Annotated in this window: 16 protein-coding genes; 4 read left to right on the top strand and 12 right to left on the bottom strand. The window is 72.5% G+C overall.

The genetic code is table 11. The annotated features are described in order from the left end of the window. Window positions 1-73: 73 nt before the first annotated feature. From AS857_RS15595 to AS857_RS15640, 10 genes are all read right to left on the bottom strand, one after another. The gene (locus AS857_RS15595; protein ID WP_058043692.1) at window positions 74-2,074 is read right to left on the bottom strand and encodes a TOMM precursor leader peptide-binding protein; all 2,001 of its coding nucleotides are present in this window, start codon (window positions 2,072-2,074) and stop codon (window positions 74-76) included. Continuing rightward, on the bottom strand, window positions 2,071-2,826 hold the full coding sequence (locus AS857_RS15600) for an ABC transporter permease (protein WP_058043693.1): 756 nt from the start codon (window positions 2,824-2,826) through the stop codon (window positions 2,071-2,073). The genes AS857_RS15595 and AS857_RS15600 overlap by 4 nt, the downstream gene beginning before the upstream one ends. Next, window positions 2,823-3,767: an ABC transporter ATP-binding protein gene (locus tag AS857_RS15605; RefSeq protein ID WP_058043694.1), complete on the bottom strand. Its 945-nt coding sequence runs from the start codon at window positions 3,765-3,767 to the stop codon at window positions 2,823-2,825. Before AS857_RS15605 ends, AS857_RS15600 begins: the two co-directional genes overlap by 4 nt. 6 nt (window positions 3,768-3,773) lie before the next feature. Further along, a complete protein-coding gene (locus tag AS857_RS15610; RefSeq protein ID WP_063804261.1) occupies window positions 3,774-5,129 on the bottom strand; it encodes a M50 family metallopeptidase in 1,356 nt (451 codons plus the stop codon). After that, on the bottom strand, window positions 5,126-6,178 hold the full coding sequence (locus AS857_RS15615) for a lantibiotic dehydratase C-terminal domain-containing protein (RefSeq protein WP_058043695.1): 1,053 nt from the start codon (window positions 6,176-6,178) through the stop codon (window positions 5,126-5,128). The genes AS857_RS15610 and AS857_RS15615 overlap by 4 nt, the downstream gene beginning before the upstream one ends. After that, on the bottom strand, window positions 6,175-8,979 hold the full coding sequence (locus tag AS857_RS15620; protein WP_058043696.1) for a lantibiotic dehydratase: 2,805 nt from the start codon (window positions 8,977-8,979) through the stop codon (window positions 6,175-6,177). The genes AS857_RS15615 and AS857_RS15620 overlap by 4 nt, the downstream gene beginning before the upstream one ends. 126 nt (window positions 8,980-9,105) lie before the next feature. Next, window positions 9,106-10,770, bottom strand: a complete 1,665-nt coding sequence (locus AS857_RS15625) for a nitroreductase family protein (protein ID WP_058043697.1) — start codon at window positions 10,768-10,770, stop codon at window positions 9,106-9,108. 67 nt (window positions 10,771-10,837) lie between these two features. Beyond that, entirely contained in the window at window positions 10,838-12,910 is a 2,073-nt protein-coding gene (locus tag AS857_RS15630; RefSeq protein WP_173864730.1) for a TOMM precursor leader peptide-binding protein, read from the bottom strand. Beyond that, window positions 12,897-15,293, bottom strand: coding sequence for a TOMM precursor leader peptide-binding protein (locus AS857_RS15635; protein ID WP_063804262.1), 2,397 nt, complete (start codon window positions 15,291-15,293; stop codon window positions 12,897-12,899). Before AS857_RS15635 ends, AS857_RS15630 begins: the two co-directional genes overlap by 14 nt. Before the next feature lie 103 nt (window positions 15,294-15,396). Next, entirely contained in the window at window positions 15,397-17,325 is a 1,929-nt protein-coding gene (locus AS857_RS15640) for an AfsR/SARP family transcriptional regulator (protein WP_058043698.1), read from the bottom strand. A 350-nt stretch (window positions 17,326-17,675) separates the two neighbouring features. Between AS857_RS15640 and AS857_RS15645 the strand changes: the two genes are divergently transcribed. The 3 genes from AS857_RS15645 (at window position 17,676) to AS857_RS15655 (ending at window position 20,252) form a co-directional block, all read left to right on the top strand. Continuing rightward, entirely contained in the window at window positions 17,676-18,518 is an 843-nt protein-coding gene (locus AS857_RS15645; protein WP_079110368.1) for a helix-turn-helix transcriptional regulator, read from the top strand. 216 nt (window positions 18,519-18,734) lie between these two features. After that, entirely contained in the window at window positions 18,735-19,376 is a 642-nt protein-coding gene (locus AS857_RS15650) for a DUF1707 SHOCT-like domain-containing protein (protein WP_058043700.1), read from the top strand. Between the two features lie 375 nt (window positions 19,377-19,751). Then, the gene (locus AS857_RS15655) at window positions 19,752-20,252 is read left to right on the top strand and encodes a hypothetical protein (RefSeq protein WP_144440834.1); all 501 of its coding nucleotides are present in this window, start codon (window positions 19,752-19,754) and stop codon (window positions 20,250-20,252) included. Window positions 20,253-20,436: 184 nt separating this feature from the next. On the opposite strand, the gene AS857_RS15660 is transcribed toward AS857_RS15655, so the two are convergent. Next, window positions 20,437-21,183, bottom strand: a complete 747-nt coding sequence (locus tag AS857_RS15660; protein WP_144440835.1) for a hypothetical protein — start codon at window positions 21,181-21,183, stop codon at window positions 20,437-20,439. A gap of 229 nt (window positions 21,184-21,412) precedes the next feature. Between AS857_RS15660 and AS857_RS15665 the strand changes: the two genes are divergently transcribed. Continuing rightward, a complete protein-coding gene (locus AS857_RS15665; RefSeq protein ID WP_058043703.1) occupies window positions 21,413-22,288 on the top strand; it encodes a GNAT family N-acetyltransferase in 876 nt (291 codons plus the stop codon). A 67-nt stretch (window positions 22,289-22,355) separates the two neighbouring features. On the opposite strand, the gene AS857_RS15670 is transcribed toward AS857_RS15665, so the two are convergent. Then, window positions 22,356-23,594: a HEAT repeat domain-containing protein gene (locus AS857_RS15670; protein ID WP_058043704.1), complete on the bottom strand. Its 1,239-nt coding sequence runs from the start codon at window positions 23,592-23,594 to the stop codon at window positions 22,356-22,358. Between the last annotated feature and the right edge of the window lie 37 nt (window positions 23,595-23,631).

The raw sequence follows: 23,631 nt of genomic DNA on the forward strand, positions 1-23,631 counted from the left end.
CGGCGAACCGGAAGCCCTCGTCCCCGCCCTGGCCGAGGGCTTCCGGCGCGCGCGTCGTCTCCGGGGGCGACGTTCACGGGAACGGGTGCGGCACCCGCCTGATCTCCTCCTCCCGCAGGTCCGTCGACCGCCACCCCGCTCGCCGGAAGGCCGTCCGCAGCCGGTCCATGCCCAGGACCCGCTGCCGGTCCCAGCCGAAGTCGATGGGCACCAGTCCGGGCACCACCGTCGAGACGGTGCACAGCCCCATCCGCTCCTGCTCCGGGGAGGTCTGGTCGACGACGATCACGTCGAAGCCGGCGCCCGTCAGTTCGTCGCGGCACAGCAGCAGGTCGTCCAGGAGATCGCCCGTGGCGGGCCGCTGCCGCTGCCAGGGCCCGTAGAGCTCCGCCAGTGGCCGGACGGACTCCGGTTCCAGGTACTCGCGCGCGTGCTGCGCCATCCGCGGCAGGCCGTACAGCCGGGCGTGGTGGGTGAGTTCCCGCACCAGGGAGAAGTCGTCGGCCATGGCCTCCAGCGCGGTGCGGTGCTCGGCCACCTGCCGGTCGAGGTGCGGCAGGTACGTGAGCACCTCGGACAGCGCCGCTTCCACCGCCTCCTCCGGGTCCAGCCGGGCGCCTGCCGCGAAGGAGAGCGTGCCGGGCCCGCCGTCGCGGCGTACGGCCACGGCGGTCACCACGGGCACGGCGAGGTCGACGCGGTTGTCGAAGGCGTGGACGTCGTAGCCCTGGAGCGCCGCGCGGTCGGCCATGGCCCGCACCGCGCCGCCGCGGCACGACGCCAGGTCGATGCCGGTGAGCCGGGCCCGCCCGTACCAGCCGAGCAGGAACGCGTCCCGTTCGACGAGTTCCAGCAGCCCGAACAGGACGGCCTCCTCCAGGCAGCTGCCGGTGGCGCAGCCGTTGGAGCTCTCGAAGACGAAGTTGTCGCTGTCGAGGCCGGCGCCGTAGTGGACCGCCCGCCGGGGCACCAGGACCGTGCGGTCGTCGCGCAGGGAGTACCCCTGCACCCAGGGGATGGGCCGTGCGGGGTCGAACGGTGCGAGCATCGGGTCGGTGCGGTAGACCTCGGGCGCGTACGTGCCGCAGGTGCGCGGGTCGACGGCCTCGTCCTGCACGTCGTCGTAGGCGGCGACGAGCGGTTCGCCCCGGTGGCGGCGGTGGATGCCCGCGTACCGTTCGAGGCCCTCCAGGTACGCCAGGGTCCGGCTGGCGGCGAAGGAGTTGGCCTGGCCGCTCCAGGTGACGTCGGACAGGCCCGCGTACGTCCGGACGAAGACGCTGCCCGCGACCGGGGAAGTCGTGGGCGAGGCGACGTTGAGCCAGGTCCCTTCGCCGAGCGCGCCGCACACGGGGTTGGCCAGGGCTCCTTGCGGCAGCGGGTACGAGCCGGCCGGCCGCAGCCGGGACGCGCCGGGGCCGGGCTTGGGCCGGGTGACGAGCTCCGGCGGGGTGTACGGACCCGGAAGGGGGCCGCACGCGGGGCACAGCGGATCGCCGAGCAGCGGCAGCGTGGTGAGCCGCAGGGTGGCCAGGTCGACGCGCGTGACCTGGGGCAGCGGGAGGTCCGCGGACGTGTGCCACTCGCCGTCCGGCCGGCCCGCTCCGGCCGGGCGCCCGGAGAGCAGGACCGCTTCGTACACGGTCCAGATCGCGTCCACGGCGTGGTCGGGCAGTACGGGCCACAGGCCTGCCCCGGTCATGCCCGTGCCCACTTCGAGGGCGTCGCGCTCGGAGCGTGAGCGCAGCCGCTGCCAGCGCCGCGCGAGACAACCGCCGCACGCTGCAGGGATATCCCCCTGCGCGCCCCAGGGGCCGATCAGTGCCGCCTGCGCGGTCAGGTGCACGGTGGCGCGGGGGCGCAGCGTGCCGTACGGGTCCGCAGCGGGCCGGAAGGCGTCGGCCGCGCCCACCGGGACGACGACGGGAGCGGGATGATCGGCGACCTGCCGCCCCGAAGCCCGGAAGCGTTCGGAGAGGGCCTGCTGGAGCCGCCGGCTCGCCGCGGCCATGGGGTCGGTGACCAGCGCAGCCGTGGTGGTGGTCGTGGTCGTGGTCGTGGCGGCGGTGCTCATGAGGCGTTGCTCCAGCGGAAGGTCTTCACCGCGATCCCGCCGAAGACCAGCGCGAAGAGGGCCAGCCCCCCGCACGCCACGGCGGTGGAGGCGAGGTCGGCGCGCCCGGAGACCGCCCGCGATATGCCGTCGTTGAGATAGTGCAGCGGCAGCACCCTGGCCGCGGTCTGCAGCCAGGAGGGCATCGCGTCCAGGGGGTAGAACGCCCCGGACAGGAACGCCATCGGCACCATGACGCAGTTGGCCACGGCCGCCACGGCCTCCGGGGTGTCGGCCCGCGAGCCGATCACCATGCCGATCGCGAGGAACGCGGTGATGCCGCTCACCAGGACCGGCAGGGCCCACGGCCACGTGGCGTCCACGTGCAGTCCGAAGACCGGCAGCAGGGCCACGCCGATGAACAGCACCGCCTGGACGGCCCCGATGGCCAGGGCGATGACGTACCGCGAGGCGAGAACCGAGCCGAGGGGCGTGGGCGTCAGCCGGATCAGCCGCAGCAGGTCGTCGCGGCGCCACTGCATCAGAGTGAACGCCACCCCGAAGACGGCCGCGTTGCCCACGCCCCATGACAGGACGCCGGGGGCGATGTAGTCGATGTAGCCGCGCCCGCTCTGCTCCACCGTCTTGCCGCGGAAGATCAGCCCGAAGACGACCAGGAAGATCAGGGGGAAGGCGAAGGTGAAGAAGACGGTGGTCCGGTCGCGGACGGCGGCCCGGTAACTCGCCCCGGTCAGTGCGGTGTAGGCGCTCATGCGTGCTGCTCCGTTCCGGCGAGCTCGCCCGTGAGCTCCAGGTAGACGTCTTCGAGGGTGGCGGTGCGGGTGCGGATGCCGTCGAGGCCGACGTCCGCGCCGAGGGCGGCCAGCAGCGGTCCCGCCGACCGGGTTTCGATGACGACCGAGCCGCCCTCGGCGGTGACCCGGTCGGCGCCCTCGAAGGCCTGTGCCCGTTCCACGGTGATCCGGTCCGCCGGTACCAGCAGCCGGGTCGGCGCCTGCGCGGCGCCGACCAGCCGGTCCGGGCTGTCGAGCGCCACCACCCGTCCCGCGACGATGATGGCCACGCGGTCGCACAGCGCCTCGGCCTCGTCCAGGTGATGGGTCGTGTAGACGATCGTGCGCCCTTCGCTCTTGAGCGCGCGCAGCACCTGCCACAGGACGCGGCGCGCCTGCGGGTCGAGGGCCGCGGTCGGTTCGTCGAGGAAGATCAGCTCCGGGCCGTGGACGAGCGCGGAGGCGATGGCGAGCCGCTGCCGCTGCCCTCCGGAGAGGACGTCGACGCGCACGTCGCCCTGCTCGGCCAGTCCGACGAGCGCCAGGGTGTGCTCGACTCGGGCGGGGCCGGATCCGTAGAGGGCCGCGACGGTCGCCAGGTGTTCACGTGCCGTCAGCCGGGTGAAGAAGGCAGAGGTCTGGGTCTGCACGCCCATGCGCGGCAGCAGGGCGAGGTTCCGGGGCCAGGGGGAGACGCCGAGGACCGAGACGCTGCCCGCGTCGGCCTTGCGCAGCCCCTCCATGATCTCCACGAGCGTCGTCTTGCCCGCGCCGTTCGGCCCGAGCACGCCGAAGAACTCGCCGCGCTCCACGGTCAGGGAGATCCCGTCCACGGCCTGTTTGTCGCCGTAGCGCTTGCGTACGCCGTCCAGCACCAGGGCGGGGGCCGCCGCGCGTGCGGACGGCTTCGTGTCTGTCATCGTTCCTCAGCTCTTCTTGCGGGGTGTGTTACGCGTTGCGTTGCGTGGTGCGGATGAGGTCTGCGGGTGCCGGTCGCCCCGCCGGGCCCACGGGCCCGTCACGGCCACCAGCGCGGCGACCAGCAGGGCCGGTACGACGGCGGCCCACAGGCCGTAGCGGTTCCCGGCCAGGTGATGGCTCAGCAGGACGAGGCCCGCCCCGCTGCCGCCGACGAGGAGCACCGCCCCCAGGCCGTAGGCGGTGTACGCGATGCGGGCCGACCGCGGGTAGGCCGCGACGCCGTCGCCCCGCCGTACGGCCCGCGCGCCCAGCAGCCGCAGGAAGCGGCGGCTCTCGGTCGCGTAGTCGGCCATGCCCAGGGCTTGGCCGAGCATCTTGTAGCCGTCCAGCGGCGGCAGCGGCACCAGATTGGTGAGCGCCAGCACCGACCCGGTGAACAGCAGGCCGGCCAGCGGGCCGCGGGCAGCGTCGTCGCCGGGCAGGAGGGACCACAGCAGCCAGAAGGGCAGCAGGAAGGCCAGGTTCATGACCGTCCCGGCGGCCGCGGTGGCGACCCGTGCCCGGCGCGTGGGCAGATACGGATAGTTCTCGACCGTGCAGTACATGAACACCATGGGCAGGTGCCAGCGCAGCCCGATCTCGCCGACGGTCCCGCCGAAGTGCCGGGCGACGACCCCGTGGGCCAGCTCGTGCAGGGCCGTACTCGCCCACAGCAGGGTGAACGCGGCGAGCAGTGCACCCGGCTGCCGGAACAGGCGCACGGCGTCGTCCAGGAACGCCCCTGCGTGCACGGCGACATACGTCTCCATGCCGAGCACCAGCAGCAGGACGGGCACCACGACCACCGGCGCCAGTGCGAAACCGACGGCCCTGTACAGCCGGTCGGTGGTGGCCGTGGCATCCGCGGCCAGCCGCAGCGTGCCCTTGAGGAGGGTGCCGGTGACCAGCTTGCGCGGCGCGGCCCCGGTCGGCTGCCCGGAGACGGCGGGCTCGGAGGAGCCGGCGCCCCCGGCGGACCCGGCGGACTCGACGCCCCCGGCTCCCTCAAGCAGCCGCCGCTCCCACAGCAGCTTCAGCAACTGCTGCCAGTGGGCTTCGCCGAGCCGCCGCCCGAACCGCGCCGCGTACTCCTCGCCGACCTCACCGAGCGTGCGGGACCCGTCCAGGCGGGACATCAGGAAGTGCTCCTTGACCCCGACCTCGAAGGACTGCCCACTGCGCGGGTCCTTCACCAGATGGACGACGGCCGGTCCGCGCCGCAGCGCAGAGCTGCGCAGGATCTCCGGGCGCAGGGCCGGCCGCTGCTCCAGCAGCCTGTGATGCGTCGGGGGAGGGGTCGAGGGAGACGTCCGCGGAGTCATCGGGGGTCCGCCTCGCGCAAGGCGCGCCCGAGGACGTACGACAGGTACGCCTCGTCGCGGATGGTCACGTGCAGCCGGTTGTTGGTCATGTGCATGTACGGCGACAGCAGCAGGGGCAGGGCGACCGCCGGGTCGGTGACCTGTTCGTCGGCCGTGCCGTCCCACGAACGGAAGACGAGATCGCCGCGGACGGCCAGCGCGGTGGCCCGGTCGCGCAGCTCGGCACAGTGCTCGGCCCAGCCGCGCAGGAAGCGGGGCAGCTCGGTGAGCCCGTCGGCGGCTTCTCCGGCCAGGGCACCCAGGACGGCACCGAAGCGCCGCGCCGGCGCCGGGCCCATGGCCGCGTAGGCGCGGTCGTACTCGTCCGAGCCGATGAAGTTCGTCCCGGAGAAAGCCTTCTGCCAGAACACGTGATAGCGGTCCAGGTACTCCGCGAGCTCCGCCCGGCCGGGCAGGAACGTACCGGCCATCACCATCATCAGCTGGGCGGACGTGCCCAGGCGGACAGTCCGCAGATGGAGGTTCATGGTGCGGACGGCCTCGATGACCAGGTCGCTGGAGTGCCGGAAGTGCCACTCGGCGAGCTCCACGCCCGCCGGGCCGCCGTACTTGCCGTACTCGGGCTCGTACGGCTCCCGGCTGACGGTGTTGTTCGGCCGCAGCCGCATCCGCCCGTCGGCGTCGAGGAAGCCGCCGCGCTCGTCCTCGGGGAACTCCAGCTCGAAGAGGGTGTTGTAGAACTCGTTGAGGAAGCCCGAGGAATCCACCTCGTAGAGCGCGGGCCGCTCCCGCAGGAATGCGGTGACGGCCTGCTCGGCGCGCTCGGCGACCTCGTCCGCGACGGCCTCGGAGGAGGGCTTGAGCCGCAGCCGGACGTGCGGGCCCTCCAGCCAGTAGTTGATGAAGAAGTGGCCCGCCAGCAGCCCCTCGGCAGTGAGCTCCGCAAGGAGCGGGCCGACGCACCGGGTCATCAGGGGCTGGGGGTTGGCGGCGTAGTGGATGTGCAGGGCCTGCCAGGCGCCGGGCGTGGCGAGGGCGGGTTCGGTCATGTCGGCGCACCGGTTCCTTCGCGGTCGTGACGGGGCGTGCGGAGGGTCTCGACGGCCAGCTCGGCCATGTGGGTGCCGCGTGCGGAGACGGCGTGCAGCTCGTCCTCACCGGGCAGGGCCTCGCGGAGCACGACGCGGCCGGCCGGGTCCTTGAGCAGCCCCTCCAGGGCGGTGAGGGACAGCCAGCTGTCGAAGTCGACGTACTGCGGCTTCGCCCGGTCCGCCCCCGGGGCGGCCGCGGTCGGGGTGACGGTGGCGAAGACGCGGTGCGGCAGCCCGTGCCGCACGCGCCACCGCTGCCACTGCAGGAACCGGTCGGCGTCGCCGCCCCCGGCAGACCCGCTGCCGAGGGCAGGCAGCGCGGCGGCGGGGGCGGTCCAGCTGCGGCGGCTGAGGACGAGACCGCCGCAGCGCACCCGCGGCCGGGACGTCACGCCGTCGTCGGGTTCGCCCTCCGGAACGCCGCCCCACACGTCGAGCGGTGCCATCGACGTGGGGGAGAGGAGCAGCAGGGTGCGGGGGATCTCGGGGAGCGCCAGGGGGACGAGGTAGCCGAGGTAGACGGGAACGACCTCGCGGTCCAGCCGCCGGGAGCGCAGCACCAGACGGTCCGCCTGTACGTCGTGCTCCAGGTACAGGTCGTCGAGGGCGATCCGGCTCCCCTCCGGGACGCCGCCGTCCTCGCCCGGGCAGACGATGCGGTAGTCCGTCAGGCGCCCGTGCAGATTGAGGTTGCTGGTGGCGGCCCCGCCGGTGATCTCGGCGAAGACGGCGCCCTCCGGCGGTACGGCGGCCGCGGTGCGCCGGATCCGGGCGGAGAGCGCCCCACCACCGATACCACCGTTCTCGCTGCCTTCGCTGCCTTCGCTGCCTTCGCCGTCGAAGCAGTGGGTGAAGCGGCTGAAGGGGAAGGCGAACCCGCCGTAGGACTGGTTGAGCACCGCCAGCGGTTCGCCGTCGCGGCGCACCAGCTGCAGGAAATGGCTCTGCGGCGCGAAGCGGGGCGCGACGCCGGTGAGCCGCCCGGCGACGGCCTCGACCGTCTCGGGGTGGACGCGGATCTCCTCGGCGCCCCGCGCGGTGTCCCAGAGGCGGCGCATCCGGGACGTCCACTCCCGGCGGGCCGCGTCCACGGCCGTGATGCCGGGCAGGCCCAGCCAGTTCGGCTCGGGGACGTAGTCGCCCTGCGCGTCGAAGGGCTTGCGGCGCGCGGTGAACGTCAGGTACTGGTCGTAGAAGTCCTCGTGGAAGTCGTGCACGAGCTTCAGGAGGTCTTCGCAGCGGCCGCCGCTGCCGTACCGCGCGACGAAGAAGCCCTTGAGCGTGATGCGCTGCGGCAGGGTCAGGTCGAAGGCGGGCAGGATGCGTTCGAGCGAGCACAGGGTCTCCAGAGGGCCCTCACCGGCGGCCGTGACCGGGGCGCTCCAGGGCCGGAGGTCGCAGACGACACCGGTGTCTCCTTCCTCGTTGCCCCCGGCCCGCACGTCCTCGTACAGCAGGGTCCGCGGCAGCGTCGGCTCCGCCGCCCCGAGTTCGCGCTGGATGCCTGTGAGGGCCTGCCGCAGCTCGGACAGCAGCTCCCGGCGCAGCTTCGGACCTGCGGCGGCGTAGCGGCCGACACAGTCGATCGGCTTCTCCAGTGCCTCGGCGAGCCGTGCCGCCCACGGCCTGTCCAGAGCCTGCAGGGCGTCGCGGAAGGCGCGCAGCGGGTCGGCGTCGTGGACGTCGGTGCGCAGGCACGGGATCTGCACCATGCCCAGGTCCAGCAGGGCCGTCAGATAGCGCTCGCACTCGTCCGGGCCGGCGCCCCGCTCCTCGGCCAGCCAGCGCGCGAGGTCCCGGTAGCGCAGCTGCGGCCGCTCGCCGAACAGCGCCAGCAGCTTCTCCAGCGTGTCGCTGCGGCGCAGGAAGAACAGCCGGTCGCGGGCGGCGTCGAAGGTGACCGCCGCGCCGTCGTCGCCCGCGGTCACCGAACGGCGCACGTAGCGGACCCGGTCCTCGTCGTGCCTCCAGCCCGAGGACAGGGTGACGGGGAGGTCGCCGCGCCGCCCGGGGTCGGCGGCCATGAGCTCGGCGAGCCGGGCCAGGACCACCACGTTCAGCCGGGGATGGCCGGTCCACTCCTCCGGAACGCGGACGATGCCGGGGTCGCTCTCCGTGCCCTCGCCGCCGTCGCCGGCCTCGCCGCCGTCGGCCCCCTCGGTGAAACGGCCGAGGGCGACGGCCGTGAAGGTGCTGAACGGGCTGGTCTTGCAGGCCGTGCGGTAGAGGTAGGCGAGGGCGGAGCGCTCGGCCTTGCGCAGCCGCTTGTCCGGGCGGCGTCCCGGGTCCGCGCCGATGTACGCGTCCAGCCGCTCCTCCAGCTCCGGCGACGCCAGCAGCAGCCCCAGACGCAGCCGCTCCTCACCGAGCAGGCCGCGAAGGGCGGTGCGGGTGCGGGTGGTTTCCGCGGCCAGGAGCGGGGCGCCCTCGGTGAGCAACCCGTCCAGCGCCCGCCGGTCGCGCACCCAGCGGCCCGCATCCTCGGCGGCCCCCGTGTCGTCGGCGGCGAGCAGGGCGAGGGCCTGCTCGGGCGCGCCGGGCAGCCTGCCGTTGAACACGTCCCGCCGCAGCCGCAGCAACAGCCGCCGGGCGCCGTCGTCCTCCGCCGCCTTGACCAGGGGGTGCAGCCGGTCGCTGAGCGCAGCTCCGCGCGAGCGCAGCCGCTCCTCCTCGCGGAGTACGCGCTCCGCCCAGCGCACGGTGGCCGGGCAGCGCAGGGCCTGTACGGACTCGACGGGCAGTCCGGCCACGCGCAGCATGAAGTGTGGGCTCAGCGACCAGTGGCCGGTTCCGGTTCCGGTTCCGGTCCCGGCCGCGGTTCCGGTTCGGGTCCCGGTCCCGTGGGACGGGGATGATGTCGTGTCGGTCATGGCGTCCCCGCGCACTCAGGCGATCTCGTAGCGGAAGTCGGCGGAGCCGGGGCGTTCGTGGCCGACGAGCATGATCAGCAGTGGTGCCTCGCCGCTCTCCGCGAGCTCCAGCTCCTCGACGAACGACACGGTGTCGAAGCCCAGCGCGACCCCGCTGCCCACGCCGAGCGCGGTCGCCGCGGTGTAGAAGGTCTGCGCGACCGCCCCGACGGTGGCGTTGACCAGCCGGTAGCCGCGGTCGCCGGCCGCGTCGAGCACGGCGGCGGTGCGCACGGCGGGCACGACGACGGCCGCGGCCTGTTCCAGGTTGTAGTTGGACAGGAAGTAGTTCCGCTGGAGGAAGTCGCCCGGCGGCCCCGGCTTGACCAGCCGCAGCCCGTGCGCGCTGCCCGGCTCGTAGGCGTACGCGCCGGGAGCGATCCCCTCGACGTGGTTGACGAAGACGTAGAGTCGGGCGAGCCGAGGCGTATCCGGCCAGGCCTGCCCGTCCGGCCAGGCCTGCCTGTCCGGACCGTCCTGCCTGTCCGGACCGGTCGCGTCGCTGCCGACGGACGCCGACGCGGCGGCCGCCAGCGTCGCGGCCAGCTGATCGGCGGCGAGCGGCCGCCGGGCGTCGAACCGGCCGAAGCTGCTGCGCCGCCTGCGCAGCGCCTCCCGCACGCCCATGCTCAGCGGTGCAGGCTCCGGCAGGGCCACGGGTGCCGCCTCCGGTGCGCTGCTCGGCGGCTCCGGCGAAACGGCCGCCGGAGCGAGCGCGCCGGGCTCCGGGCGGGCGGTGGCATTCTCGAGGGTCGCGGCCTGGATCCGCCGGACGGTCTCGAAGGGGATCACGCGGCGGGAGCGTTCGCTCTCGGTGCGGCGCACCCGGGGCGCAGGCCCGGTGGCACGTCCCGTGGCGGCCGGGGCCGTTGTACGTTCCCAGGTGAGCGGAACCACCGCGAAGACGCCCTCGTCCAGGACGTCGAGGCCGAGCAGCCGGGCGATGCGCTCCTCGTCGAACCACAGGGCGGGCTCGATGCGCAGGCCCCGGGCGCGTGCCCACATCCGCCAGGTCTGCAGCAGGGCGCCGACGTCCATGCTGACCGCGTGCATGCAAAAGCTGTTGTACTTGAAGGCGTTCTGCCAGAACTTGACGCCCAGCACCAGGAACTGGTCGGTCGCCACGTCCGGGCCCAGGCCGGCGGCCTCGCGCACCTCCGCCGAGACGTCGCCGGTCAGCAGCCGCTGCATGGCGTGGTGCGTCGTGGAGTAGTGGTGGACCCCCGGTGCCAGGGGCCCGCCGGGTCCGTTCACCCAGTAGACCGTCGCGGGGTAGAGGCCGCCGCCCGAGGCCGTTCCCCGCGACCAGTTGGCGTCGGTGTAGAGGGGCAGCGACGGCAGGTCGGTGTTGGCCTGGACGCCCAGCCGCCGCCCTGTGCGGCCGTACGAGTCGAGCAGCATCCCGCCCATCAGCGGCAGGGAGAAGCACCCCTCCTGGCGGCCGGCGCCGCCGAACACCCCCTCCTGCACGGTGGCCGCGGGCCCGGCGTCGTCGCCCTCCGGCAGCGGGAAGGACTCGGCGCCCGGGTAGAACTTCCCTTTGCGCGGCCGGTCCGACCAGTCGGGAACGAAGCCGACGGGCTCCATGGGAATCCTGCCGCGATGCATGATCGCAGTCGCGTATTCATGGGCGAAACCCACTGGTTCTCCTTACGTGACGTCGTGACGTCGTGACGTGTTCGGTTCGGCAACCGGGGGAGGGAACTGCTCAAGGGAACGGATGCGGAGCCGGGTTGAGCTCGTCCGCCCGTAGCTCGCGCTCGCGCAGCCCGGCCGCATACAGCGCCGTCCGCATCCGCGGCATCCGCAGCGCCCGCTGCCGCTGCCAGCCGAAGTCGATCGGCAGCAGACCGGGCACGATCACACAGACCGTGTGCAGGCCCAGGTCGCGCTGTTCGGGCAGGGTCTGGTCGACGACGATCACGTCGAATCCCGCGCCGGTCACCACGGCCACGCACCGCTCGACGTCGTCCCGGAGGTCTTCCGCGACGGGCAGCATGCGCTCGCCCGGTGCGTACAGCTCCGCCATGGGCAGCTTCGGCCCGCGGTGGCCGAGGAGGAACGAGGCGTGCGGAGCCATCTCGGGGAGGCCGTAGACCAGTGGATGGTCGTGCAGGGCCAGCACCTTGTCGAAGTCCGCCGCCATGGCACGCAGCCGTGTGCCGTCCCGCTCGGCCCGGCCCCGGATGTTCACCGCGTCGGTCGCGATTTCGCACAGCCCGCCGGCCAGGGCGGCCTCCGGGTCGAGGCCGGCCCCCGCGCCGAAGCACAGTGTGCCGGTGCCTCCGTCGGTGCGGACCGCCACCGCGGTCACCACCGGCACCGGGAAGGTGATGCGGGTGTCGAAGAACCGCGCCTCGTAGCCGTACATCGCCAGCCGGTCGACCATCTGCCGCGTCCGCGGGTCCGTGCTGGTCTGCGGGTCGATCTCGGGGAGGGCGGCCCGCCCGTACCAGGCGAGCAGGAAGGCGTCCCGCTCGATCACCTCCATCAGCCCGTGGTGGACGGCCTCCTCCACAGAGCCGCCCGAGGCGCAGCCGTTGGAGCTTTCCTGGACGAACCGGTTCTCCAGGCCGGGCGTGCCGTAGTAGGTGAGGATCTCCGGTACGAGCAGCGGCCGGTGGTCCCGCAGGGAGTACCCCCAGACCCAGGGGATCTCCCGGTCGGGGGAGAACGGCACCACGCGCGGGTTGGCCCGGTGGAACTCCTCCGCGTACAGGCCGCACTCGCGCGGGTCGAGCGCGTCGTCACCCAGGGCGGCGAGGGACGCCCGCACCTGCGGGGACCGGCCGCGGGCCCGCATGCCCGCCGCGCGTTCGAGACCCTCCAGGACGCCGATGCGCTCGCTGTCGGCGTAGGAGTCGGCGTGGCCGCCCCAGAACGTCTCGCGCAGGTACTCGCCCGAGCGCAGCTCGAAGCAGCCGACCGTGGCCGATGTCGACGCCGAGGCGACGTCGTGCACGACACCGGGGCCGAGCGCCCCGCACACCGGATTGGCGAACGCCCTCACCGGCAGCTCGTACTGCGAGACCGCCCGCACCCGGAACGAGCCGGGCCGGTGCTTGGGCGCGGGCTGCAGGGTGAGCTCCGCGGCCTGCGCGCTGTCGGGGACGCGGCGTCCGCAGTCGGGGCACTCCGCGTCCGGGACGATCAAGTGGCGGCTGACGTGCAGGGTTTCGAGGTCGAGGAGGTGGACGGCGGGGAAGGGTCCGTCCTCGTCGGCGGCGCCTGTGGCTGGGCTGTCTGCGGTACGGGCGGCTATCAGCGCGGCCATCGCGTCCGTCAGGAACGGTAGGGCGTACGGAGGCCGCCCGGCAGCCCGTGTGTCCGACCCCAGCTCCAGTGCATCGCGCAGGGCCCGGCCGCGTACGGACTGCCAGCGGCGGGCCAGACAGCGGGGGCAGGGCACGCCGCCGTCGCGGTGCGCACGGTCCGGCCGGGGGAAGGGGCCGATGAGCGCGTGGTGCCCGTAGAGGTGGACGCGCGGCGCGAGGTCCCCCTGGGGGAGGGCCTCCTGAGCCAGTTCGTCGCGTACGCCCAGCGGTGCCACTTCGGTCGGGGCGCCCGTACCCGCGGGTGATGCGCGCAGGAGCGCGGCGATGTCGCGGCAGGCATGCTCCCACTCGGGTGGGGCGGGCGAGAGTCCGGTGCCGTCGGCGGCGATGCTGGGGACGCCGGCGGCGCCGGCGGGGCGGGCGGTGTCGGACGGGCGGGCGGTGTCGGGAAAGCTCGGGCGGGCGACGCCGGGGTCGTGGGCGGTGCCGGTGTCAGTGGGAGTCATCGGAGCCCTCGGGAGCGTTCCCGGCGGAGCCGTCGCGCGTGAGCAGCACGCGGACCGTGCTGATGCCGCCCGCGAGGAGGTCGGCCGAGCCGGTGGGCACGACGAGCGCGTCACGTCCTGCGGCACGCAGCCGGTCCAGCACCGTCGCGTACGTCGTGGCATCGGAGGCGTCCAGACGGCCGGCGCTCGTTCCCATGGTGGTGAGGGTCTCGGGGGCGAGATCGCCCAGCAGCGGATCGCCCAGGTCGACGGAGGAGGCGCGGCCACTGCGGTCGGCTCCGGCGAGTTCGCGGCCGAGCTGTTCCTGTCCCAGCAGGTCGCGCAGGGCCGTCACCGCGGCCTGCCGCCGGTCCGTGGCGCCTGCCACCGCCCAGGCCCACGTGCCGGAGTGGGGGAGGAGTGCCCGGGCGAACAGGACGTGGGCGGAGGAGCGTTCCGTCTCGCCGAGGTCGAGGAGCTCGTACCTCTCGATGCCGAGGTTGCGGGCCGAGCTGACCAGGAAGGTGAGCTCCGGATCGTCCCCGTGGGCGTCCGGGGCGATGAGGGCCGCCCCGCCGGTGCGGCGCAGGGCGCGTTCCAGCGCGTCGTGGCACAGCGCAGAGAGCAGTCCTTGGGCCGTGGCCTCGGGGGTCGTACGGCCCGCGCCGGTGCCGGCGGACGTGGGGGTGTGGAGCCGGTCGTGGTTGTACGGGCCGAAGGTGCGGACCGCGCCTGCAGGCACGAGCGCCGGGCCCGCGCCGGTGAGGGAGGAGGCGCGTACCCAGGCGGTGACGTCTTCGGCGCGGGCGGGCAGGCCGCTGGCGACGGTGAGCGAGTCGGGACCGAGGACGCGGAGCCGGCCCTGCGCCCGGTCGGGGCGGACGGCGTCCCCGGGGAGCACGCCTCCCAGGGGGACGACGTGCTCGGCGTAGACGCAGGCCGCGGTGTCCAGGGCCGTGAGCCGGGCGCCGGCGACGGTGTGCAGGTCGAACGCGGCGATCTCGCGGCTTCTCCCGTGCCCCAGGGGCAGGCGCACCGTGCCGGCCTTGAGGGGGGTCTGGGTCCACGGCTCGTCCGTGAACCGTTCGAAGACGCCCGTGTGCGGCCGGACGAGTATCTGGCGGCTGTTGAGCTCGGCGAGGAGCGCGTCCGAGTCGATGCTGGTGGGGGCGATGCCTGTGGAGTCGATGCCTGTGGGGTTGGGGCCGGCGGGGATGGTCGTAGTGATGGCGGGTGCGGGTGCGGGTACGTCGGGGAGGGCAACCGGGGCGGCGGCCGGGGCCGCCGGTTCAGGGGCCGCGGCGCCGGTCGTGCGGCAGAACGGGCAACGGGGGTGCGCGAGCAGGGGCTCGGCGACCACGTCGAACGACTCGGTGTCCTGGATGATCACCTGTCCGAGCGTCTCGGCGGGCAGCGCGCCCGTGGTGAGCCGGAAGACCTCGTAGCCAAGAAGGTTGCCGATCATCGCCGAGAGGCTGCGGCCGGGCTGCTGCGCGAGAGGATCTCCTGCTGCGGGCAGGCAGATGCCGCTCCACAGATCGGCGGCGGCCGCGGCGTCTCCATGGGCGCCGAGACGCAGCACGGCACAGGCCCAGCAGCCGGTGCTCCCGTGCGTCATGAGCGGGCCGACGACCGCGCGGCTGCCGAACATGGCCGCCGGTACGAGCGACTTGCCCTCCGGCACTCCGGCTTCGAGCAGGCGGAAGAGCGGGCGCGGGCCGTCCGTGCCGCCGGTGACGACGACGATGTCGTACGCGGCGAGGTCGCTCCAGGACACCGTCACCGGCCCGTCGGCGGCCTGCCCTGCTGCGGAACCCGTCGCTTCGATCGGCTCCAGGGAGACGGGGCATCCGGCGGCGCGGAGGCCCTCCGCCTCCTCATGAGCGCGGGCGAAACGATCCTCCGTACCGGCTCGGTGGCCGACGGATGCGATGCCGTTGCGGACCAGGCCGAGCGCGCACCAGCCTGCGACCGCATCGTCGCCGAGTACGGCCACCCGGGCCGTACGGAAGTCGTGGAAGCGTCGTTCCGCGTCGTCGGCGTAGTGGTCGGCGTAGGCGATCTGCGGCGCGAAGCGCTCCGCGACCTCGGGGGAGAAGGCGGGAGGAGCCGAGGTGCCGGGGGCGGGCGTGTCACGGGCGAACTCCCGCTCGTACAGCGTGCTCACCAGGCTGCCGACCATGGCCCGCTGCCCGTCACCGAGCCCCTCGCACAGGTCCGCGACCCGGTGCTTCCCGTTCAGGTGCGGGACGAGGAGGGTGGCGAAGCGGTACGCGGACGGGGAGTTGACGTGGAATCCGCCGTGGGCGTTGTGGAACAGCACGCCGTCCGGGGTGCGGGTGAAAAGGACGTCACGGCGGATGCGGGGCCGTGTCCCGGCAATCTCTTCGTAGGCTTCCAGCATGTGTGTACACCTCATGGACTCGTGGAATCGTGACGCTGATTGTTGAAATCGGAAACGTGATGGAGGTGAAGGTTCGTGGACTCGTAAAGATGCGGAGACGAATTCACTGCCGCGACGGCAACGCGAGGGAGCCGTCCTGGTATCCGGTGTATCCGGTGGCACACCGGGCGAATGTCCGGAGCAGTTCGTGCATACGGAAGCGACCGGCCGGCTCCTCTTCCAGCAGGCCCGCATCCGCCAGTTGCTCCAGAATTTCCTCCGCAGGCACCGGCGGTATCCCGAGAAGGCGCGCGGCATCGGCGACCGAAAGCGGGGCCGGCGGGGCTCCGCCGATGCGGAGGAACACCTCGGCGAGGCGGGGGTCCAGCCGCTGCAGAGCATCGCCCAGGACCCGGGGAACCGACATCCGCGGGTCGTCGGGCAGGGACAGCCTGCGCATCGGGTCCTCGCGCAGCCAGGCCACGCAGTCGGCGACCGCCAGGCGCGGGCGGGTGAGAAGCCGGGCGGCCGCGATCCGCAGAGCGAGAGGGAAGTGACCGCAAGCGGCCGCCAGCTCGCGTACGGCCTCCGGCTCCGCCCCGGCCCGGACGTCCCCGAGGGCGGCCGACAGCAGTTGGGACGACTCGTCCTCGGCGAGGGCGTCCAGGCGCGTGGCCCAGCCGCCGTGTGCCGCCACCAGCCCGGCCAGGCCGAGCCTGCTGGTGAGGACCGCGGCGCTGCCCGTGCCGGTCGGCAGCAGCGGCCGGACGAGGGCGGGGTCCGCCACGTCGTCCAGGATCAGCAGCACTCGGCGGTCCGCACCGCAGGCACTTGCTGGGCCGGGCGCCGCCGCCATGCCCTGCAGTTCGGCGGCGACTTCCGCCGACGTGCGCGGCGTGCCGTCCGTCCGCGTCATGCGCACCGCGAACCGGCCGTCGGGGAAGTGGTGACCCACGAGCTGGGCCACGTGCAGGGCGAGTGCCGTCTTGCCGATGCCCGGAGCGCCCGAGACCACCACCAGCGCGGGGCCCGAGCGGTCGGCGGTGAGGCGGGCGGCGATCGCGGCGCCCTCGGTCGCCCGCCCGGTGAAGGAGGAGACGGCGGTGATGGGGAGGGTGGGAGGGGGCGTGAGGATAGGCCCGGATGCTGATGCTGATGCTGATGCGGGTGTGGGTGCGGATGATGGGGAGGGTGTGGACGTGGAAGGGAAGGGCGGCGCGGTGACTGCGGCGGGCCGGGCGGCGGGATTCCCGCCGGCGACGTCCCGACCGGTGCGAGCAGACTCCCGGACAGGCACGGCAAGGGGCGGAGGTCCCAGGACGTCGCCGCGCAGGATGCGCAGCTCCAGGCGCTGCAGCGCGGGGCCGGGGTCCACCCCGAGTTCCTCGCGCAGGTACCGCTTGACGTCGCGGTACTCGGCCAGGGCGTCGGCCTTCCGGCCGCTGCGGTAGAGCGCCTCGATGAGCTGTTCCCGGAACCGCTCGTGACCGGGGTGGGCCCGGGAGGCGGCCCACAGTTCCACGAGGGCCTGGCCGCAGCGGCCCAGCAGCAGCTCGATGTCGCAGGCCCGCTCGACGACCGACAACCGCTCCTCGACGAGCCCCGGCAACTCGCCCCGGCGCAGGAAGTCCGAGGGGACGTTGGACAGCGGCGCCCCCTGCCACAGCGCCAGTGCCTCCCGGAGCAGGCACAACTCGGCCTCGGGATCCTGTGCGGCCCGTGCCCCGGCCCGCAGCTCCCGGAAGCGCACCAGGTCCAGGGCGCCGTCCTCGACCACGACCCGGTAGCCGCCGGGAACGGACTCGATGACCGCCTCGGCGATTCCGTACTTGATGAAGGTCTTGCGCAGCCGCAGCACGCACGTGTGCAGGGCCGCCTTGGCGGACGACGGTTCGTCGTCACCCCAGATCGCCTGCCGCAGGAAGTCCGCCGGGACCACCGCGTCCGGGCGCAGGAGCAGAGAGGCGAGCAGAATCGTGGGCTTGGACGGCGGGAGGACGACCACCTCGGGCCCGTCGGCGATCCGTAACGGGCCGAGAACCTGAAAGCGCATATTCTGACACCCCCAATGATGGCTTATAGGTATCCAGAATCCGGACACAAGGACACTTGGACGCACCGGTGCATGGGCATACGGCACCGGCCGCCACGGGATGCACTCACCGCGACGCCTGCTTCGCTCCCAGAGTGTGCATCACGTAATCCGCCACTCGTAGTGTCGTGAGTTCCAGTGGCGGTACGGGCGAGGGTGGGACGTGGCCGTGGCGAGAACCGGACGGGAGGTGAAAACGCGGAATGAACTCGCCTCGAAGAAAAGGCGGATGACAAGGGCTGGTCAACGTCACCCAGATCAGGTAGAAACGGGCAGAGCAATGATCGTTTTCAAGACAGGCCCGTGAATCCATGGAAAATCAGGACCAGAGTCCCGAGCGCCCGGCGACGGTCACGTGCGCCCCGCACGCCCAATCCGTCAGCCGGCTGCTGCGCGCTTGGAGGGAACGCGTCGACCGCCGGCGCATACCCGAACTGCGCCGCTGGGGACACCGGTCCGGAACGCGGATGTCACAGGCCGACGTGGCCAGACTCACCGGCGTGAGCGAAGGCTGGTACCGCGCCCTGGAGACCGGCGCCCCCCGCGAATTCTCGGACGCCTTCCTGCTCCGGGTCGCCGAGGCGCTGCAGCTGAGCGAGACCGAGACCCTCACGCTCTTCCTCGGCGTCTCGGGCCGCCGCCCGCCCGTCTCCGGCACGCACGACGGCCTGCCGACCGCCGCCCCGGCCACCGTCGCCCTCCTGGAGCACCAGGCCCCGCACCCGGCCTACCTCTCCGACGCCGCCTGGAACATCCTCGCCGCCAACTCGCCCATGACGGAGTGGTTCCCCTTCGCCCTCGGCCCCCGGCCCAACCTCATGCGCTGGGCCCTGACCTCGGCCGAGGCCCGCGAACAGATCCTGGACTGGGAGGACACCTGCGCCCGCACCTACCTCCCCATGCTCCGCGTCGCCAGCCACGGGGCCCCGAAGAACGCGGAGATCCGGGCCCTGATCGACGAGATCCTCGCCACCAACGGCACCTGCCGCCGCATCTGGGCCGAGCAGCACGCCGTGGTCGAACACCCCGGAGGTCACCGCCTCCGCCTGCGCCTGCCCTGCCACGGTGGCGTGGAGACCCAGGTCACCAGCCACGTCCTCGTCCCGGCCGAGCAGCCGGACGTGCGGTTCGTCATCGTGACGACGGTGGACTGAGGGTCCGTGTGCGCCTGGCGCATGCGTTGGGGGAGGGATGGTGGAGCGGGTTCCGCTCCACCGAGCGAGCCGGGTGGCTTGCCGAGGGCGGCGGGTTCTGCCCCCGGGATGCCCCTGGCATCGGTGAGTCGACCTCCCCTGAGATCCGTCGGGGTAATCCCCCATTTCCTCGATCGGATGTTGCCGGTCTCCTGAGCCTCTCAGCAGACTGAAGCCATGGCAGGCGACCTCTCCGAAGCAGCTGATTCCTCACTCCGTCGACATGTGTCCGAGCAGCGGATATCCCACCGGGACCGGGATCAGGCCGTGGAGATCCTCCGCGTCGCGGCCGGTGACGGCCGGTTGACGATCGCCGAGCTGGACGAGCGCATAGAAGCGGCGATGGCGGCACGCACCGCCTCCGACCTCGCGGTGCTGACCGCTGATCTACCGCTCGAAGGGATGCCGCCGCAGGCCCGCGAGGTGATCCGGATCGACCAGCGCTTCGGCGAAGGCAAGCGCACCGGTCGCTGGCTGGTTCCACGCCGGATGGAGATCCGGCTGATGTTCAGCGACCTGAAGCTCGACTTCACCGAGGCCGTGATAACCCACGACACCCTGCACATCGAGGTCGATCTGCGTATCGGCGGAAATCTGACCCTGGTGACCGGACCGGGGATCGTGGTCGATGCCGACGACGTCACCTATAGCCGTGGTGAGATCAAGGTCCGCCCGGTCGCCGGCCCGGAGGCTCCGGTGCGACTGCGCGTCGTTCTGGCCGGCAGGTCGACCGGTGGCGACATCGTGGCCCGGCCACCGCGGGGCACGCCTCGGCAGTGGCTTCGACGCAAGCCTCGAGCAGCAGGCAACGCCCGTTGACCGGCTGACGGTGGGCCGACCTGCGCGCCGGAGACGGGTCGCCACGACGTCACCCGAGGCGAGAAGAGACAGCAACGGCCCTTCCGTGCAGTCGCCACCCCACCGGTGCTCCCCGGCCCCCCGGCCCCCCGGCCCCCGGCCCCGACCGCGCGAGCGGCGAACTGTGACCGTGACCTGTTGATGAAAACGCTTTCTGCTCGGGCCTGTTGTCGTGGAGGATGAGCGGCGGTTCGTCGGCGGTGGGGACCGGGAGGAACTCCGGCCCCGCGACACGCCGGCTTTGAAGCTTGAAGGGAGAGCAAGCCCATGAAGGTCGCTCAGGGAAGTCTCTGGCGAGTTCGGTTGTCGGCCGCTGTGGCCGGGTTCCTCGCTTTGGTGGCATTGTCCGTCCCCTCCTCGGCAGCACACGCCGCCGTCGGTGCCCAGTCCGGCCCTGTGGAGCCCGGCGTCCCCTACTACCTGGTGGCCACGAAGCTCGACCGGGGCATCACGGCCGGAAGAGCCAGTGAATACGGGGACTTGGTCCACTACACGGAACGGGCGGGAGACCAGGGCACACCCGTCGTCTTCGAGAAGGACAGCAACACCACGTGGGGCGAGGGCTATCAGATACGGCTGCAGCGCCGGGGCAGCGCCACCATGCTCTGCCACACCTACCACCGATGGATCGCCCTGATGGACAGCTGCCGGCAGAACCCCTGGATGCTGGAACCCAGTGGGGACACGTTCCGTCTGAAGACCCGGTGGGACGGCTCCTACCTGTACCTCGCGGCGTCCCCCACCTTCCCGAGCGACAAGACGCTCTACTGGAAGGACCGGTACGGGAGCGACGACCTTAATGTGACGGAGTTCAAGTTGGTCAAGGCACCGCGGTAGGAAAGCCGCCCCGTGGGCCAACGGTGGCGGCCCAGCCGCTGCGAGGGCTCGGCGCTCCTACCGGGCGCCGAGCCCCTCCAGCGCCAGGCGGTGGAGCCTGCCCCAGACCCGGGCCTACGAATGCCGTACCTGAGCAGGGGCAGGGGCCGGGGCCGGGAGCGGGGCCGGGGCCGGGGTGATGCGATCAGGCGGTCTTCGCGGCGGCTGCGGTGAGCTTCTCAGCCGCCTTGGCCAGCGCCTTGGAGAAGGCTTCCTTGCCGCGGTCACCGTGGTCCGAGTAGTTGTTGAGGATCGTGGTGATGGCTCCGTGGCTGCGCATGGTGCCCATGTCGAAGTCCATCTGCATGTCGCCCGCGACGACCTTCACGGTGTAGGTGACCGATTCGTCACCGTACTTCTGCTGGTCGGCGGTCTTCTTCACGGTGACCGTCGCCTTCTTGCCGTTCTGCTTGCCCGTGAAGGTCGCGCACTTCTCGACGGCGTTCCGCAGCCCGGCCATGGCCTTCTCCGCCTGAGGGCGCGGGTATCCGCTGACGTCCTGGGCGAGCAGGATCTGGTCGCCCTCCTTGGTGAAGACCCGCTCGTGGTTGGCCTTGTAGTCCTCCTCCAGCCGCCCGCTGTTGAGGACGCTGGTGATCGGCGCACACTCGGGCTTGGCGCCGGTGACGGCGTCCTCCTCCGCGCCCTGCGACTTGTCCATGCTCGTGTTGGCCTCGACCTTCCAGCCGGCAGGCAGATCCTCGAGAGCGACGAGGGCCTGCTCGGCCTGAGCGGCGGTGATGTAGGCCGGGACCGACGGGGCAGCGGAGGCTTTGCCCTTCTTGGCTTCAGAGCTGGAGCTGGAGCCGGAGTCGCCGTTGCAGGCGGTCAGGAGCAGCAGCGACGAAGCGGCCAGAGCCGCGAGCACAACCCGGCGAGGACGAACGTGCACGAACGTTCCCTTCAATACATTTACGAATGATACGTAAGTATGCACATGCTGGTGACACCCCTTCACAGGCCGGTGCAGACATGGACGGTCCTTCAAACGACATGGCCTGCCTGCGTGAAGTCGAGTCGGCCCAGGAGGTCATCTGTGGATCGTGGGCCGAGACCGAGGGCCGGGGCCGGGGCCGAATACTCCGTTGCTTGATCGAAGGCTGGTCGACAGCATGACGCCCATGCGACGCCATGAACACGTCGGACCCATGGCGCTACGCGCCATGCAGGACCTGGCCACCCGAACCTTCCCGGCGACCGGCTACCGGCACATAGGTGACCTCACCTGGAATTGGTGTCTGTCTCTCGGCCGCGTCAATGAATGCCCGACGGCGGTCTGGACCGAAGGAGGCCGAACGCTGGCCTGGGGCTGGCTGGACCTACCGGACAGTCTGATGCTCCAAGTCGACCCGGACCACCCGGAACTGGCGCACGACGTCCTCGCTTGGGCCGAACAAGCGGCACCCGGCCCGCTGCACGTCGAGGTGGCCGGCACCGAATCACACCTGGCCAAAGCGCTGGAACAGCGGGGGTACACGCAGGCTGTCGACGGCCCGTTCATGGCATGCCTCGACCGTTCCCTCACCGAGCTGCCGGACGTTCCCCGCCTGCCGGACGGCTATGCGATCCGAACCCAGCATGACGACACCGACGTGGCCGGCCGGGCGGCCGCACACCGCGCTGCCTTCGGATCGACCCGAGTCACCACCGAACGTCATGCCCGCATGAGGGACGCCTGGCCCTATCGCCCCGAACTCGACCTCGGCGTGACAACGCCCACCGGAGACGTCGTGGCCTACTGCCAGGGCTGGTACGACGAGGTCAACGCGACCGGCGCGTTCGAACCAGTCGGCACCCATCCCGACCACCGCCGTCTGGGACTGGCCCGGGCCGTCTGCACGGCGGTGCTACATGCCTTCGCCCGTGTCGGTGGCCGGCGTGCCATCGTCCGCTCGCGGGGCGATGCCGCCTATCCCGTCCCCAAGCGGCTCTACGAATCCATGGGCTTCACCACGTACACCCGCACGCATACCTTCGTCGGCAGGCCATCGGACTGAGGTGTTCTGCCCGGTGAGCCGGGACCGGGCAGGAGCCGCCATGGGTCAGTCCCGAAGGGCCTTCGGTTCACCGGTCCCGGCGGTGCCGCCACACGTCGTACAGCAGCCAGTAGTACGGCGACGTCCGGTCGACGGTGCCGTCGAGGCCGTCCAGCAGTGCGTCACCGCGGTGGTCGTCGCGCAGAGCCAGCTGCACCGCGGCGGTGACCCGTACGGCCTCCTCGGAGTCGGAGAGGCAGGCGGCCAGGGCGTCGCAGGGGGCGGGGTCGTCGGCCCGGGCCCGGAGCAGGGTCCGGCAGGCGGCTTCCCGGACCTGGGCATCCGTGTCCCGGGTGCAGGCCAGGACGGCGGCCAGGGCGTCGGTGTTCGCCTGCTGGACCTGCCGGCCCAGGCCGCCGACCGCCCAGGACCGGACCTGGGGGTCGGGGTATCGGGTGAGGGCGGGCAGCGTCCTCTTGGCGCGGGAGTCCATCGCGTCGGCCAGTCCGGCGGCCAGGGGCCGCATCACGCGGGGGTCCTGCTCCTGCTCCACCCAGGTGAGGAAGAGGTCGACGAGCGGGGTGTCGAAGGGGGGCTCCTCGTCCTCACCGCTTTCGTCGTAGAGGTTGATGCAGCGCAGCACGTCCGCGCCGAAGTAGCGCGCCAGCGGATCGGGGTGGTGCCGAAGAGCGGCTGCGGCGTCCCAGACGGGCGGCAGCGCCGGGCCCTTGCGTCCGGCGGCCGCGACGACGGCCTCCCCCCACACCGGGTGGTCGACCTCGGGTTCGGCCATGGCCCGGTCCAGCAGCTCGGTGAAGGGCGTGGCGATTCCGCAGCACGATTCCAGGTGGGTGAGGATCGCGGTGTGGCCGTCGCGGACGGTCTGCTCGCCGATCATCAGTTCGCGGCAGATCTCGCCGTTGCCGTCGCGCACGGTCCGCCGGCGGACCCCCGCTCCGGTGCCGGTCGTGTGCCAGTGGCGGGCCAGTGCGAGAGCGTCACGGCCCTCGCGGTCCGTGACCCGGGGGTCGGCCCCGGCGAAGTGCAGGGCGGTGGCGATGTCGTGGGCGCCGCGGTCGACGGCGCGCAGCAGGGGCGTGCGGCCGTCGGCGTCGACGCCGTCCAGGTCCAGCGCGTCGAGATCGGCCAGCTTCAGCAGGGCATCGAGGACCCGGTGGTCGAGGGCATCCGCGGCCAGGCGCAGGGCGGCTGCGACGTGCGGGCCGCGCGCGTGAGCGGTGCCGTACTCCTCCTGGAGCAGGGCGGCCACCGCCTGGGTGTCGCCGTTGCGGACGGCCGTGAGGAGCGGGTGTTCGGGGGAGGTCATGCGCACAGGGAGCGGAGGATCCTTTCGGGGACGGGGG

It is taken from the genome of Streptomyces roseifaciens, assembly GCF_001445655.1.
Taxonomy (GTDB): Bacteria; Actinomycetota; Actinomycetes; order Streptomycetales; family Streptomycetaceae; genus Streptomyces; species Streptomyces aureoversilis.

What these genes read in the sequence shown, in the direction of transcription:
- AS857_RS15595 (WP_058043692.1), bottom strand. Translation starts at nt 2,074, where the DNA reads ATGAGCACCGCCGCCACGACCACGACCACGACCACCACCACGGCTGCG.
- AS857_RS15600 (WP_058043693.1), bottom strand. Translation starts at nt 2,826, where the DNA reads ATGAGCGCCTACACCGCACTGACCGGGGCGAGTTACCGGGCCGCCGTC.
- AS857_RS15605 (WP_058043694.1), bottom strand. Translation starts at nt 3,767, where the DNA reads ATGACAGACACGAAGCCGTCCGCACGCGCGGCGGCCCCCGCCCTGGTG.
- AS857_RS15610 (WP_063804261.1), bottom strand. Translation starts at nt 5,129, where the DNA reads ATGACTCCGCGGACGTCTCCCTCGACCCCTCCCCCGACGCATCACAGG.
- AS857_RS15615 (WP_058043695.1), bottom strand. Translation starts at nt 6,178, where the DNA reads ATGACCGAACCCGCCCTCGCCACGCCCGGCGCCTGGCAGGCCCTGCAC.
- AS857_RS15620 (WP_058043696.1), bottom strand. Translation starts at nt 8,979, where the DNA reads ATGCTGCGCGTGGCCGGACTGCCCGTCGAGTCCGTACAGGCCCTGCGC.
- AS857_RS15630 (WP_173864730.1), bottom strand. Translation starts at nt 12,910, where the DNA reads ATGACTCCCACTGACACCGGCACCGCCCACGACCCCGGCGTCGCCCGC.
- AS857_RS15635 (WP_063804262.1), bottom strand. Translation starts at nt 15,293, where the DNA reads ATGCTGGAAGCCTACGAAGAGATTGCCGGGACACGGCCCCGCATCCGC.
- AS857_RS15640 (WP_058043698.1), bottom strand. Translation starts at nt 17,325, where the DNA reads ATGCGCTTTCAGGTTCTCGGCCCGTTACGGATCGCCGACGGGCCCGAG.
- AS857_RS15645 (WP_079110368.1), top strand. Translation starts at nt 17,676, where the DNA reads ATGGAAAATCAGGACCAGAGTCCCGAGCGCCCGGCGACGGTCACGTGC.
- AS857_RS15650 (WP_058043700.1), top strand. Translation starts at nt 18,735, where the DNA reads ATGGCAGGCGACCTCTCCGAAGCAGCTGATTCCTCACTCCGTCGACAT.
- AS857_RS15665 (WP_058043703.1), top strand. Translation starts at nt 21,413, where the DNA reads ATGCGACGCCATGAACACGTCGGACCCATGGCGCTACGCGCCATGCAG.
- AS857_RS15670 (WP_058043704.1), bottom strand. Translation starts at nt 23,594, where the DNA reads ATGACCTCCCCCGAACACCCGCTCCTCACGGCCGTCCGCAACGGCGAC.